Consider the following 13,773-nt stretch of genomic DNA (forward strand, 5'->3'; position numbering starts at 1 on the left):
GACGACGGACGCGGGTTGACGCCGCCGTCGACCTCTGGTCTGGAGCGTACGCATGCGCTCCGCTCTCGCTCACCTCGTCCCGCTCGCCCTCCTTGCTGGTTGCGCCGGAGAACCCCCGATGCCCGCCGAACCGCCGCCGCAGTGCGCCCCCGTGCCGCCGTCCGCCGTCGCGCGTCCGTCCGCCGAGCCCTCGGCTCCGGTCGCCGCCCCGTCCGCGGCGCAACCCGCCCCCGTGGATCTCGCCGCCCTCGAAGCGGAGCTCGTCGGCAAACATGGCGAGGCGCAGCGGCCTCGGATCAAGCGTGGGCTCGCGCAGATCGCGTCGCTCTGGCGGGCGGAGGACGGGGATCTCGCCGCGTTCGCGCGTGAGCAATTCCTCGCGGATCCGGCGGCGATCGACGCCACGTTCGCCCGGCTCGAGGGCTTGATGGAGCAGCTCGAAGGGCACCTGCACGAGATGGGGCGTGCGCTGCGTTTCTCCACGGACACGGACACGGGGCCGCTCTTCCCGGTCGATCCGCTGCTCGCCGGCTACGAGCCCGCGGCGCACCTTTACGAGGATCTGTTCAAGGCGCGGATCGCGTTCGTCGCATTGCTCAATTTCCCGCTCTCGGACCTCGCCACGAAAAACGCCGAGGGCGAACGCTGGAGCCGGCGCCGCTGGGCCGAGGACCGGCTCACGGGGCGCTTCGCGCTCCGCATTCCCGGCGAGATTGCCCAGGCCATTGCGCGCGCGAACACGGAAGGGGATCTTTACATCTCCGATTACAACATCTGGATGCACCACCTCGTGAATGACAAGGGGTTTGGGGCGCAGGGCGCCGAACGGCGACCCGGAGCCCCAAGCGGCGAACCGAGCGAGCGGCCCTTCCCGGCGGGGCTCCGGCTCATCACCCACTGGAACCTGCGCGACGAGCTCAAGGCGAATTACGGCGATCCGCGCGGCCTCGAAAAACAGAGGATGATCGTGCAGGTGATGGAGCGGATCGTCACGCAGACGATCCCGGCCGCGGTGATCGACGATCCGCGGGTCGACTGGAATCCGTTCACGAACGAGGTCCGCCTCGCGCCCGCGGCGGAGGTCGAGCCCTCCGCGCCGAAACGCGCGCCGATCACGACCGTCTCGGCGAGCCCGGAGCCTTTCGTGCGTTACCAAAAGCTCCTCGCCTCGTTCCGGGCCGCGCGGCGGGCCGATCCGTATTCGCCGATCGCGAATACGGCCATCAAGCGTCGGTTCGAGCTCGGCCGCGAGATCGGCGAGGATCGCGTGCGCGCGCTGTTTCTGGAGATCCTCGGATCGAGCACGATCCCGAAGGTCGCCGCCGAGATCGAGCGTCGGCTCGGCCGCAAGCTCGGGCCGCAGGATCTCTGGTATGCGGGCTTCAAGCCGCGCGGAGGCAAGACGGAGGCCGAGCTCGACGCGATCACGCGCAAAAAATATCCCGACGCGAAGGCGTTCGCGGCGGACATCCCGCGGATCCTCGTGGGTCTCGGTTTTCCCAAGGATCGCGCGAAGACGATCGCCGAGCGCATCGAGGTGGATCCTTCGCGCGGCGCCGGGCACGCGATGGAGCCGCGGCGCCGCGGGGACAAGGCGCGCCTGCGGACGCGTATCGAGAAGGACGGGATGAACTACAAGGGATACAACATCGCCGTCCACGAGCTCGGGCACAACGTCGAGCAGGTCCTGTCGCTGTACGATGTCGACCACACGTTGCTCGCGGGCGTGCCGAACAATGCGTTCACCGAGGCGCTCGCGTTCACGTTCCAGGCGCGGGATCTCGAGCTCCTCGGCCTGCAGAAGACGACGGGCGAATCCGATCGGGATCGGGTGCTCGGCGAGCTCTGGTCGGCGTGGGAGATCGCGGGCGTCGCGCTCGTCGAGACGGACGTCTGGCACTGGCTGTACGAGCACCCCGAGGCGACGGCCGAGGAGCTCGGCAAGGCCACGGTCACGATCGCGAAGAAGTACTGGAACCAGTATTATGCGCCGCTGCTCGGGTCGCCGGATTCGGCGCTGCTCGCGATTTATTCGCATGCGATCTCGACGCCGCTCTACTTGCCGGATTATCCGCTCGGCCACCTCATCGCGTTCCAGATCGAGGAGCACGTGCGGAAGCAAGGCAAGCTCGGCCCCGAATTCGAGCGGATGGCGAAATACGGGTCGGTTCTGCCGGACCTGTGGATGAAACACGCGACGGGAGAGCCGATCAGCGCGGGGCCCTTGCTCCGCGCTGCGGACAAGGCCCTCGCGGGGAAGCCGTAGCGGCTTTGGTCAGGGCGGGGGAAGGATGCCGACGGCGTCGATTTCGTTGAAGCCCGGCACGGCCTTGGAATCGAGGTCGATGCGCACGGCGGAGATCTTTGCGCAGGTCAGGGTCGGCACCGAGAGGACGTGCGCGCAGCCTCCAATCGGCTTGGGCGCCGGATTGTCGTAAATCACCTTGTCACCCTCGGTGGTGGTGATCGTGACTTTCTTCACGGCGCCCGGGTTGTACGTCTCGTAGATCCAGACCGCTTCGCCCGTCACGGGCGTGTTGAACCCGACGGTCACGAACTCGTTATCAGCGTCTTCGGTCGCCGTGGCCCAAGACTTGCCCTCGTCGCCGGCCTTGGGATAGACATTCGGCGCGCCGAGGGTCTGCTCCGCCGAATAATTCCCCGCGGCAGAGTATTCGGACGAGACGTCGATCTCCTTGTCGGCCCACACCACGCTGGCCGGAGCGTCGATCGGGTTCACGACGTTGGTCACGTTGACGCAACGCTTGGTATCGTCGGGATCGTCGACGACCTCGCCGCCGTCGCAGAGCGCCATGCTGCCGCCGGCACCGCCCTGCCCGCCAGCGCCGCCCTGCCCGCCAGCGCCGCCCTGCCCGCCAGCGCCGCCCGTGCCGCCGGTCCCCATGCCGCCTGTGCCACCCGTGCCGCCCGTGCCGCCGGACGCGCCGCTGCCGCCGCTGCCAGCGTTCCCGCCGGAGCCGCTGGTGCTCTCCTTGTCGTCGCTGCACCCCCCAAAGCACGCGAGCATCACGAGCACCGGGGCCATCATCGAAATTCGTCGCAGATGAAGATTCATTCTATTCGCTCCTTCCACTGAGAGTGCCCTCACAGGGAAGTCCCGAACGTAGCCGGCCGGACGGACTCATGTCAACGCATCGCGACAGCCGCGCGCCGCCGTCGTCCATGGTATGAATGGCGACCACCCGAGGAGGCCGCCGCATGTACCGCGTCACGATCCTGTACCCGCACGAAGAGGGCAAGCGCTTCGACCTCGACTACTACGTGCAAAAGCACATGCCGCTCGTGAAGTCCTTGCTCGAGCCGTTCGGCTTGAAGAGCGCGGAGGTCGCCGAGGGCCTGCCCCGCAATGGCGCGCCCCCTCCGTTCGTCGTCATCGCGAGCCTGACCTTCGACGCGATCGAGGATTTTCAGCGCGGTATGGCCCAGCACGGCCGCGAGATCAACGCCGATCTTTCCAATTACACGGACCTCCGGCCCGCCCTGCAAATCAGCCGGATCCGCTGACGCGGGCGCACCCCGGGCACCATTCTCACCCCATGAACGGAAAAACTCCCCGCGCCCTCGTCCTCCTCGCCGAAGGGGCCGAGGAAATGGAAACCACCATCAGCGTCGACGTCCTTCGCCGCGCCTCGGTCGAGGTCGTCCTGGCCGGCGTCGACGGTGCGTCGCCGGTTCGTTGCAGCCGCGGCGTCCGGATCGTGCCCGACGTGGCCCTCGCCGAGGTGACGGGCTCGTTCGACGTCGTGGTTTTGCCCGGCGGCAAGGGCGGCGCCGATCGCCTCGCCGCTTCGCCCGCCGTGGGCGCGCTCCTCCGCGTGCAGGCCGAAGCCGGCCGCCTCGTCGCGGCGATCTGTGCGGCGCCGATCGCGCTCGTGGCGCACGGCGTCTTCGCGGGCCGACGCATGACGTGCCATCCCTCCGTGCGCGAGGTCGTCGCGCGGCACGGCAAACACGAGATCGAGCCCGTGGTGATCGACGGGTCTCTCGTGACGAGCCAGGGCCCGGGGACGACCTTTTTGTTTGCCCTCACCCTCGTCGAGATGCTCTCGGGCGTTACCACCCGCGACGAGGTCCGCGCGCCGATGATGCTCATTTCGTGACGCATCGAGCCAGACGAAAACGTCAAGAAATGTGTAGCAAAGAGCGGCGGAATCTCGTAGAGTGGACGTTCCCCGCACAATGCCCCCGATCACCCCTGATCGGGTTGGGCGGAGTCCTATTCTTGACGCGCGTGTGCTCTCCCCGCGCGACGGGAGGAGTGTTTCCATGGGCTTTCCGCACGGCGAACTCGTTGTCCTCAGCACCGTGGTCCTCGCGGGTATTGCGGGGATGTTATGGCTCTCGAGTCGCTTCGGTGGGGAGACGTCCGAGGAAGCGCCGAGCCTGCGGCGCTCGCACCGCGGGGTTTCTCCCGCAGCAGACGCGCGCGGCCGGGACGAGGACGGCGAGGAGCCTGTCCCCGAGAGCGGAATCCGCCTCAAGCAGGGCGCGCGCGTGCGTCGTGTCGATGTTCGCCGGGGCGGCTGAGAGGGTGAAAATCCATCTGCCTGCGCATCGACCGCATCGCGGTCGATGCACCTGAGGTTTAGGGCTTCCCCTGCAAAGGGGGGCGAACAACTACAAACGAAATTTCCCCGCGACGACTGCGCTCCGCGCAGTCGTCGCCCAGAGGTCCAGGGCTGGCCCTGGTCCGGGTCGAGGGGCGGACAGCCCCTCGTCGGGTCCGGGGTGAAACCCCGGCGCTACGCTATGGAACACCCTCTGAAACGATACTGCCACCTCACGCGGACGCGCGCGTGATCACCTGGCTGAATACCTCGACGGCCCAATCGAGATCGCTCCGCATCACGAATTCGTCCGGGGCATGCGCCTGCGCGATGTCACCGGGGCCGATGACCACCGCGTCGATGCCCGCGACCGAGAAGAGAGCAGCCTCGGTCCAGAACGGCAGCGTCGCCTCGGCGCGCGGGAGTGATCCGAGGAGCGCCCGGAACGGGCCGACGTCGCGTGTCTCGAACGGCGACATCGAGAGCTCCGTGCGCGTCACGATCCCCTCGCCTGCCGCGCGCGCGTTCGCTGCGACCTCCGCTTCGAACGCCGCAGCGTCGAACCCGGGCGGCGGGCGCACCGAGAACGAGAGCGAGGCTCGGTGCGGCACCACGTTGAACGCGACGCCGCCCTCGATCGCTGCGACGTTCATGCAAAGACCCTTCATGTCGGCGGGCCCGCGATCGAGCCAGCGCCGGCCGATCTCGTCGAGCCCCACCGCGAGCCGGGCCATCGTGACGATCGGCTTCGGCATGTGATCGGCGCCCGACGAGTGCCCGCCGCGGCCCATCACCTCGGCCGACAGTGCCACGCAGCCGCGATGCCGCACGCCCACGGTGCGCCCCGTCGGCTCGCAGACCACGGCGCGCTTGACGACCTTTGCCCACGGGCTCGCCAGGAAATGCCGGATGCACGTGCCCGTCCTCTCCTCGTCGCCGGAGAAGACCACGCCCACGTTGCGCGGCTTCTTGCCTTCGAGCGCGACGAGCGTCGCGGCGATCGCGCCCTTCGTGTCCGCCGCGCCGAGCCCGATCACTCGATCCGTGGTGACCACGCCTTCCCATGGATTCACGGTCCATCCGCTGTTCGCGGGCACTGTGTCGACGTGCGCGTTGATGATCGTGTGCGGCTCGCCCCAGCGCGCGGCCACGTAGGCGCCCGTGCCTTCGGCGCGTGGCACCTCCACGACGTTGACCTCGTCCGCGCCGAGCTCGGCGAGCGCGCGCGAGAGCATGCGGCAGATCGACGGCTCGTCGCCCCCGGGGTTGTCGGTGCGGTGTCGGATGAGCTCGGCGAGCAGGGCGGCGGGATCCATGCGCGCATCCTACCTCTCCTTTGACGCGCTTGCCCGTTGCTGATACGTCGCCGCCCGCATGGAGGCCGTTTCCTGCATCTTCTGTGGTGACCGAGGGACGCGCCCGTACCACGCCGAGAACGGCCACGAGGCCGTCGCCTGTCGCGAGTGCGGCCTGGTGTTCGTCACGCCGCGGCCCACCGAAGGCGAGATGAAGCGCCTCTACGAGGGCCAGGAGACGAAGGTCAACCTCGGCCTGCAGATCCGCAACGTCGAGCGCGCCGTCTACGAAGCCCGCCGCGCCCTCGACCTCATCGGACGCCACGTCTCCAAGGGGCGCCTCCTCGAGATCGGCTGCGCCGCCGGCTACTTCCTCCGCGAGGCTGCTCGCCGCGGTTTTTCGCCCACCGGCATCGACATCACCGGCCCGTTCGTCCAGTACGCGACCGAGGTCCTCGGCGTCGACGCCCGCGAGGGCACGCTCGCGTCGGTCGAGCTCCCGCCGCGGAGCTTCGACGTCGTCTACCACCGGAACGTCCTCTCGCACCTCGCCTACCCGCTCGACGCGTTCCGCCAGATCCACGGGCTCCTCCGGCCGGGCGGCTTCATGGTCTTCCAGACCGGCAACGTCGCCGAGCTCCCGGGCGAGCGCTGGGCCGGCACGAACGAGCTCGATCTGCCCGATCACCTCTATCACTTCGGCGAGAAGCAGCTCCGCTTGCTCGCCGAGCGCACCGGCTTCGACATCCTCGACGTGCGGCGGTACGCCCTGCTCCTGCACGAGCCCGCCCCGCGCGCGGCCCTGCTCCGCCTTCAGTCGTTCTTCCAGACGAACGGCAAACCCGCGCCTGCCAGGAAGGAAAAGGCCGAGCCGTTCGTCGTGCCGAACGAGGTCCCGTCCCGTCGGCTCCTCCAGACCCTCGAGGTCCTCGTCGACGGGTACATCACCTACGACCTCGGCGCCGTGGTTCCCAAGGAGGGACGCCGCGCCACGCTCGTCGTCGTCGCCCGAGCCCGCTGACGGGCGCCTCTCGGCCGGATGAATCGCCCATGACTCGAAAGGCGCCTCCTCGCATCGTCCTCGACGCCCGCGTCCTGCGTGGCGCGCCCGGCGGCGTCGCCACCGTCGTCGCTGCGCTCGTGGATCATCTCCCCGCGCTCGCGCCCGACGTCCCGTTCGTCCTGCTCCGCCACCCCGACGCGCGTGGCCCGCTCTCGCGCGCCCCCAACGTCACCGAGTGGCTCGTCTCCGGCGACCCGAACCACCCGGACTCGTTGCTCCGCCTTGGCGCGTGGCTCCGGAAGCGCCTCGGCCCGGACGATCTCTTCCACGCGCCGTACCGCGTCCTGCCGTTCGGAGCGCCCGCGAAGAGCGTGCTCACGATGCACGACATCATGCAGATCGCGTGTCCGGAGCTCGTCTTTCCGAACCCCGTTCTCCGCGCGATCCTCGCGCCGTACTGGTCCGTCGCGATCCGCTCCTCGATCCGCCGCGCCGGCCGCATCCTCGCCGTCAGCCAGCACAGCGCCGACGACACCATCCGTATCGAGCCCTCCTCTGCGCCGCGCGTCCGCGTCACGCCCCTCGGCGTCGATCCCGTCTTTGCGCCGCTGGCCCCCGCGGAAGCGCTCTCGCGCACGGAAGAGCTCGTTCCCGAGGGCCGACGGTTTTTCCTGGTCCTCGGCGGCGGTTATCCCAACAAGAACCACGCCGCCGCGGTCCTCGCGTTCGCCCGCGTCTTCACCAGCGCCGACGATCTGCATCTCGTCATCATCCAGCGCGAGCGCACCTTCCCGAAGGAGCTCGAAGCGGCCTTGCGCGAGACGGGCCTGCTCTCGCGCGTGCACGTGCAGAGCCGCGTCGGCCTCGCGGCCCTCGTCGCCCTCTACGCCCGCGCCGAGGCGCTGATCTTCCCTTCGCTCTACGAAGGCTTCGGGTTGCCCGTGCTCGAAGCCATGGCGTGTGGTTGCCCCGTCGTCTGTTCGAGCCTCACCTCCGTGCCCGAGGTCGCCGGCGACGCTGCGCTCGTCCGCGATCCGCGCGACCTCGAAGCGCTCGGCGGCGCCCTCCGCGCCGTGGCCAAGGACGAAGCCCTCCGGCAGGATCTCCGGACCCGCGGCCTCGCGCGCGCCGCTCGTTTCCGCTGGGAAGACACGGCCAGACGTACGCTCGACGCCTACCGCGAGATCGCCCCCTGGATCCCCTGACGAGCGGGCTCCGCTGAACGGCGCGCGTCTTGCTTGCCTCCCGTGCGAGGCGTTTTGGCAACCGACGCACGATCGAGGAACGAGAGCAGACAGGCGAGCGTGAGGCGCCATCGCCGCGCGTGGGCGCATCTGCTCGTTTCCTCGGTCGCGACGCTCCTCGCGCCGCGCGCGCAGGCGGCCGACCCCGAACCTCCGCCGCCCGTTCTGCTCGATCCGATCCCGGATCCCGTGCTCGATCCTTTCGCGAACGCCGTGCGGGTCGACGCAAAACCTGCGCTCGGCCCCCCGCCGCTCCGGCTCTGGCTCTCGGCGGACGCTCCGATCGGCGCGCGTGTCTTTCCGGGCCCGGGGAATACGCCGCCGCTCGTGCTCGCGGGCGCGGGTTTTTCCTGGGACCTCGACCCGCACCCGTGGCGCACGCTGCGCGAGCCCCGCTTCCGGTATCGCCTGGAGGCCGGCGCGACGATCGTCGGCCTGATGAGCTACGGCCTCGCGGACTACTGGGTCCACATGAGCGACAACAGCGTCGACTGGGAGCTCTCGTGGTCGACGCCGAGCTTCTACAAAAAAGTCTGGACCCTCGAAGCCGTGCGGTTCGACACGAACAAGTTCGAGACGAACACGTACTCGCACCCGGCCGCCGGCACGATGACGTACCTCGCCGCACGCGGGGCCGGGCTCAGCGCGGGCGAGTCGTTCTTGTTCTCGTTCACAGGCTCGCTCCTGTGGGAGTACCTCGGCGAGTACCGCGAAAAAGTCAGCCTGAACGACCTCGTCCTCACGCCGCAGGGCGGCTTCTCCGTCGGCGAGTCGCTGCACCAGCTCGGCCTTTTCTTCGAGCGCGGCGCGGACAACACGGCGAACAACGTCCTCTCGCTCGTCTTCTCCCCATTCCGCTACCTCCACCGGCGCCTCGATCACTGGCACGTCGCGCGCGCAAAATCCCTCGACGATCTCGGCTTGCCGGCCGACGCCTGGCATCGCTTCGACGTGCTCGTCGGCGTGAGCGCGGAAACCGGCCAGGACGGCCTGCGCCTCTCGCAGCGCCGCATCGGCGTGAGCACCGAGATCATCGACGTCCCGGAGTTCGATCACCCCGGCGAGGTCACGAAAAACCTCGATCCCGGCGACGTCACGAGCATCCGCCTCGTCGGATCCGTCGACGACCAGGGCGTCGAGCAGCTCGATTTCATCACGCGCGTGCTGCTCGGCGGCGTCTACGACCAGAACATCGTATCCGACGGTCGCGGCGGCCAGCGCGGCTACGCAATCTTCGCCGGCCCCTCCACAGCCTTCAACTACGCGAAGCACCGCCAGGAGGGCCTGGAGGAGGACAAACTCGGCGTCGCCAACGCGCTCGGGCTCACGGTGGACCTCACGCTCCACCACGGAAAAGCCCGCGCCCGCGCCAGCGTGGACGCATACGGCGACTTCGGGGCCGTGCATTCGCAGGCCGCATCCGCGTACATCGCCGCGCGAGGCGGCGACGGGTTGAAGACCGTGGTCGCGGACAAACGCTACTACTTCGCGCTCGGCGCGACCGTGCGCCCCACGCTCTCGCTCTCGTACCGGCGCTTCGAGCTCGGCGCCCAGCTCACGTACGATTTCTTCGAGTCGATCGAGGGGCTCGATCGATACCAGGAGCGGGTCTCGAACGACCTGCACCTCCGAGACCGGCGCTCGGGCGAGCGCGTCTGGCTTTCCTATACGCTGCCGAGCGACAAGCAGCGGCTCGCGTGGGTCGAGGTCGAGCACCTCGATCGGTGGGGCAAGATGGGCTCGTTCCGTGTATCACACGAGAGCACGAACCTCCGCGCGGGGATTGCGTTTCGGTTCTGAGCCGGTCGCATCATAATGCCGCGACGCGCCATCTCGGTGATACGGAAACGTCGGTCCAACAATGTCCGGACCGCGAAAACAATGTGCCGCGTTCGCCGTGGACGGTGCTATCCTAATAGATATCCCGCGTGCAGACCCGTTCTGGATGGCGCATGACCGCGCTGGTTGTCATGCGTGTCGGCGCCGCGGGATGGATGTCATATGTGATGTCATGAGGTGACCCATGCCCAAAAGCGATGATATCAGGCAAAAGTTCGAGATCCACGAGCTCGTCGCCAGGTTCGCCGATCTCGTGAACCGCAAGGCGATGAATGAAATGCACCACCTCCTCACGCCGAACGCGGTGCTCGACATCCCCGGCCATCATATCGCCGGCCGCGACAACATCGTCACGTTCCTGGCCGAGATCCTGAACAAGTGGAGCACCATCATTCAGGCGGTCCACTCCGGCACCGTCGAGCTCGTTCCGAACCCGCACCCCGAGCGGGCCAAGGGGCGCTGGTACCTGAGCGAGCTCGGCGTCCTGGAGGGCGTCGACACCTACGTGGGCGGCGTCTACAGCGATGAATACGTGCGGACGTCGAGCGGATACCGGTTCTCCCGGCGTCGGTTCGATCTCCTTTACATGCGCTCCGGGACGAGCGTCACGGCCCAGCCATTCCCCTCCGACCTGCCCTGAAGAGCCGCATGGGAGGGCGCGTGGGCGGGAGCGGGCGTCAGCGGTGCCGGAAGGTGACCGAGATCTGCTTCACCTCGGAGAGGTTCGTGCAGGTGATGCTGACCTTGTCGCTGCCGGACTTGAGGACCTGCTCGACCTTGCCGCCCTCGTCCGCGGGCTCGGGCACGACCGGGGTCCACCCCGCGGTGACGATGGGCTGATACGCCTCCTTGCACGTGCTGACGAGCTGGGCCGCGTCGCGCGGGTAAAACACGACGAAGAACTGGTCGCTGGCCATGTCCTTGCGGGTCTCGCCGCCTTTCGCCGTGACGCCGAGCTTGGCCCAGAAGGGAGGAACATCGCTGCCGCAACCGAGCAGCGCAACCGCGAGAAAGGAGGAGAAAACGAGAGCAGAGATGGTACGCATGGCGCGCAGCCCTACCATGAACGTCGCGGCGTCACCAGCGTGAAGCGCCTTGCTTCGACGAGCTGCATCCTTCGAGATAGAAATCGAGAACGGCCGAACCATCTCCCGTTGTTCATACGGCGGAGGCGGAATCCAGACATCGCAACGCGCGATGGCAGAAATCGGCGCGACAGGACGCCGATCGAGGAACCTCCGATAGGAGGTGACTCGACCTGCCACGCCGCGGAAGGTCCAATCGAGCGATGAGATCACGGATCGAGGCGTTTTTGTGCATCATTTGGCAAACCTCCCATCCGTCAATCGTTTCCGTACCTTATGACTATGCTGCAACGCCTTTCGAGCGTCATGTCCTTGATCTCGTCCCAGGGCAGCTCTCGTTGAATACTTCCGCGTCGATATTTCGCTACGAAATCACCGACCTTGTCGTCGAGGCTGTTCAACACCTGCCGGGTCGTCGGGCTGTCCACGTTCAACTTCAGCTTTCGGGCAAGCGCTTCGGCCCGCGCCATCGGGCCCACGCTGCTCGGGATCGGCTTCCAACCTGCTCCGTCTGTGAAGCCGACTGCAACAAGCAGTACCAAAGAGACATGGACCACTGTGCCTTGTTCCGTGACAATGCCGTGCGCAGATGGTGTCGCGAACAGGCGAGCGAGTCCTACGGCCGGTGCCTTGCATCATGCAAGCACGAGAAGAAGTGTCAATGAGCACCGCGGAGCAGGCAAATGACTGGATCGCGGAGCGGGTTCTGGACTTTCACCCGACAGGGGAAGAAATCGTCCGCAAAGCGATCGTGCGATTGGCACGCCCCATGTACCATCCCCCGGAAGGAGAAAAGCATGGGTATTGGACCGCATCATTCGAGATAGAAATCGAGAACGGCCGCACCATCGCCCGCCATTCACATGGCGAAGACGGCATCCAGGCGTTGCAACTCGCGATGGCAGAAATCGACCTCCACCGCGAACATCAAGCTGCTCACTGAGCTGCTCGGAGACGCCCGCAAGCTGGTCGAGGTCCTCGAAGAGAGCATCGCCTATCACGAGGATCAACGCGAAGCCGAGTTCTCGCAGCTCGCCGAGACCGTCAAGCGCACCGCGGCCCGAAAGGACCCCGCTGTCGAGGCGGCATTCGAAAAACTCCTGAAATACGTCGCGCAGGTCGGCGTCAAGGCCGCCGCGACCCGCCGCAAGAACGAGGAAGTCGCCGCCGCCGCCAAGAAGTCCCCGAACGCCGACGGGACCTCCGGCTGAGCTCACGCCCAGCAAGTCCGCGTCGCTTCTGCTATCCTCGCGCGCCTCGGTCCCCCCCGTGCGCACCTTCCTCCTCGTCGCCCCCTACTTCGCACCCCAGGCCGCCGTCGGCGCCTACCGCTGGGTCAAGCTCGCCCGCCACCTCGTCCCGCGCGGCTTCCGCCCCGCCGTCCTCTGCGCGACCTTCCCCGAAGACGCCCGCGATCCAGAGCTCCTCCGCGCCCTGCCGCCCGAAGTCGTGACCCACGACGCCTACCTCGATCGCCGCATCCTCGCAGCGCGTGACGGCCTCACCGCCCTCGAAAAGCGCCTCCGCGGACCCAAGCCGGCCATGAGTGGCCCCGCGCGCCCCATCGAGGGCCTGAACCCCTTCCGCGACCTCGGCGACCGCTGCGTGCTCCACGGCCCGCACGCCGCCCGCGAGGCCGTCGAGCTCGCCCGCCGCGAGGGCGCGCAAGCCGTCGTCGTCAGCGCCGGCCCGTTCTCCTGCCTGCCCGTCGGCGTCCACGCCGCCAAGAGCCTCGGCCTGCCGCTCGTCCTGGATTTCCGCGACCCCTGGGGCCTGCACGAGTCCGGAGCCGCGCCGCCGCAGGGAGCCGCCGAGCGAGCCCGCCATCACGTCGTCGCCGCCCTCGAACAACGCATCCTCGCGCGCGCCGACCACGTCGTCCTGAACACGCGCCGCGCCCTCGCCGCGTACCAGGAGCGTTACCCCTTCCTCGTCGGCAAATCGTCCTTCGTCCGCAACCATTTCGACGCTTCGCTCTACGACCCCACCCCCGCGTCGCCCGAGCCGCCGCCGCGATTCACGATCCTGCACACCGGCACCTTGCGCGCCGAGACGCGCGTCGACGACATCGGCCAGGCGCTGCGGCGCCTCATCGATCGGGAAAAGCTCACGCCAGCGGACCTCGTCCTCCGGCAGATCGGCCGCGCCACCGAATACGAGCGCGCCGAGGTCGAACGGCTGGGGCTCTCGGCTTTCGTCGAGTTCGCCCCCACCATCCCGCAACGCGCCCTGCTCGGCGAGCTGCGCCGCGCCCACGTGCTGCTTTCCATGGTGGATCCGCGTGTCGTCTTGCGGATCGCAGCAAAAACGTACGATTACATCGCCTCGGGCATGCCGATCGTCTCGATCACGGAAAACGTCGAGGTCGACGAACTGCTCGCGCACCGGCCGGACAACGAGCGGATCCGCCCCGGCGACGTCGATGCACTCGTGGCCGCCCTCTCAGCGCATTTCGATCGATTCCGAACGACGCGCGCGCTGCCCACGCCCGTCCCGGCGCCAGCCGAGTTTTCCTCGGAGACCGCGGCGGATCGATTCGCCGCGGTGCTCGATCGGCTGACGGCGTAGCGCCGGGGTTTCACCCCGGGCCCGTCTGGTCAACGATGGGGCTACGCTCGGCAAGCCGAGCTACGCCCCAAACCCCGGGGCTATCCGCCCCTGGACCCGGACCAGCGCAAGCGCTGGACCATTGTGGGAAGAACTGCGCGATGCGCAGTTCTTCCCACGGCCGGTGGCAAG

At 68.0% G+C, this 13,773-nt stretch carries 15 protein-coding genes; 11 read left to right on the forward strand and 4 right to left on the reverse strand.

The annotated features are described in order from the left end of the window. Positions 1-118: 118 nt before the first annotated feature. Positions 119-2,266: a hypothetical protein gene (locus QHF84_RS21465; protein WP_281315218.1), complete on the forward strand. Its 2,148-nt coding sequence runs from the start codon at positions 119-121 to the stop codon at positions 2,264-2,266. Between the two features lie 9 nt (positions 2,267-2,275). On the opposite strand, the gene QHF84_RS21470 is transcribed toward QHF84_RS21465, so the two are convergent. Beyond that, a complete protein-coding gene (locus QHF84_RS21470; protein WP_281315219.1) occupies positions 2,276-3,076 on the reverse strand; it encodes a hypothetical protein in 801 nt (266 codons plus the stop codon). Positions 3,077-3,219: 143 nt separating this feature from the next. On the opposite strand from QHF84_RS21470, the gene QHF84_RS21475 reads away from it, so the two are divergent. From QHF84_RS21475 to QHF84_RS21485, 3 genes are all read left to right on the forward strand, one after another. Next, positions 3,220-3,525 (forward strand): EthD family reductase, encoded by a 306-nt coding sequence (locus QHF84_RS21475; RefSeq protein WP_281315220.1) that lies wholly within the window; start codon positions 3,220-3,222, stop codon positions 3,523-3,525. A gap of 32 nt (positions 3,526-3,557) precedes the next feature. Then, entirely contained in the window at positions 3,558-4,121 is a 564-nt protein-coding gene (locus tag QHF84_RS21480; RefSeq protein ID WP_281315221.1) for a DJ-1 family glyoxalase III, read from the forward strand. A gap of 166 nt (positions 4,122-4,287) precedes the next feature. Then, complete coding sequence (locus tag QHF84_RS21485) at positions 4,288-4,548, forward strand: hypothetical protein (protein ID WP_281315222.1); 261 nt, start codon at positions 4,288-4,290, stop codon at positions 4,546-4,548. Positions 4,549-4,801: 253 nt separating this feature from the next. On the opposite strand, the gene QHF84_RS21490 is transcribed toward QHF84_RS21485, so the two are convergent. Then, on the reverse strand, positions 4,802-5,884 hold the full coding sequence (locus QHF84_RS21490) for a M20/M25/M40 family metallo-hydrolase (RefSeq protein WP_281315223.1): 1,083 nt from the start codon (positions 5,882-5,884) through the stop codon (positions 4,802-4,804). A gap of 58 nt (positions 5,885-5,942) precedes the next feature. Here QHF84_RS21490 and QHF84_RS21495 point away from each other — a divergent pair, with 58 nt between their 5' ends. From QHF84_RS21495 to QHF84_RS21510, 4 genes are all read left to right on the forward strand, one after another. Beyond that, positions 5,943-6,884 (forward strand): class I SAM-dependent methyltransferase, encoded by a 942-nt coding sequence (locus tag QHF84_RS21495; RefSeq protein ID WP_281315224.1) that lies wholly within the window; start codon positions 5,943-5,945, stop codon positions 6,882-6,884. 29 nt (positions 6,885-6,913) lie between these two features. Continuing rightward, on the forward strand, positions 6,914-8,071 hold the full coding sequence (locus tag QHF84_RS21500) for a glycosyltransferase family 1 protein (protein WP_281315225.1): 1,158 nt from the start codon (positions 6,914-6,916) through the stop codon (positions 8,069-8,071). Between the two features lie 99 nt (positions 8,072-8,170). Further along, positions 8,171-9,910 (forward strand): DUF3943 domain-containing protein, encoded by a 1,740-nt coding sequence (locus QHF84_RS21505; protein ID WP_281315226.1) that lies wholly within the window; start codon positions 8,171-8,173, stop codon positions 9,908-9,910. 223 nt (positions 9,911-10,133) lie between these two features. Then, the gene (locus tag QHF84_RS21510; protein ID WP_281315227.1) at positions 10,134-10,589 is read left to right on the forward strand and encodes a nuclear transport factor 2 family protein; all 456 of its coding nucleotides are present in this window, start codon (positions 10,134-10,136) and stop codon (positions 10,587-10,589) included. A gap of 37 nt (positions 10,590-10,626) precedes the next feature. Here the strand turns inward: QHF84_RS21510 and QHF84_RS21515 are convergent, their stop codons facing one another. After that, positions 10,627-10,995 carry a hypothetical protein gene (locus QHF84_RS21515; RefSeq protein WP_281315228.1) on the reverse strand — a complete coding sequence of 123 codons (369 nt, stop codon included), beginning with the start codon at positions 10,993-10,995 and terminating at the stop codon, positions 10,627-10,629. A gap of 296 nt (positions 10,996-11,291) precedes the next feature. Then, positions 11,292-11,591: a hypothetical protein gene (locus tag QHF84_RS21520; RefSeq protein ID WP_281315229.1), complete on the reverse strand. Its 300-nt coding sequence runs from the start codon at positions 11,589-11,591 to the stop codon at positions 11,292-11,294. A 104-nt stretch (positions 11,592-11,695) separates the two neighbouring features. On the opposite strand from QHF84_RS21520, the gene QHF84_RS21525 reads away from it, so the two are divergent. From QHF84_RS21525 to QHF84_RS21535, 3 genes are read left to right on the forward strand one after another with little or no spacing between them, the layout of a single operon-like run. Further along, on the forward strand, positions 11,696-11,977 hold the full coding sequence (locus QHF84_RS21525) for a hypothetical protein (protein ID WP_281315230.1): 282 nt from the start codon (positions 11,696-11,698) through the stop codon (positions 11,975-11,977). Beyond that, positions 11,898-12,245 (forward strand): hypothetical protein, encoded by a 348-nt coding sequence (locus QHF84_RS21530; RefSeq protein WP_281315231.1) that lies wholly within the window; start codon positions 11,898-11,900, stop codon positions 12,243-12,245. The genes QHF84_RS21525 and QHF84_RS21530 overlap by 80 nt, the downstream gene beginning before the upstream one ends. 58 nt (positions 12,246-12,303) lie before the next feature. Then, positions 12,304-13,602, forward strand: coding sequence for a hypothetical protein (locus tag QHF84_RS21535; RefSeq protein ID WP_281315232.1), 1,299 nt, complete (start codon positions 12,304-12,306; stop codon positions 13,600-13,602). Positions 13,603-13,773: the final 171 nt, after the last annotated feature.

This window comes from Polyangium sp. y55x31, assembly GCF_029946505.1.
In the GTDB taxonomy this organism is placed as follows: Bacteria; Myxococcota_A; Polyangia; order Polyangiales; family Polyangiaceae; genus Polyangium.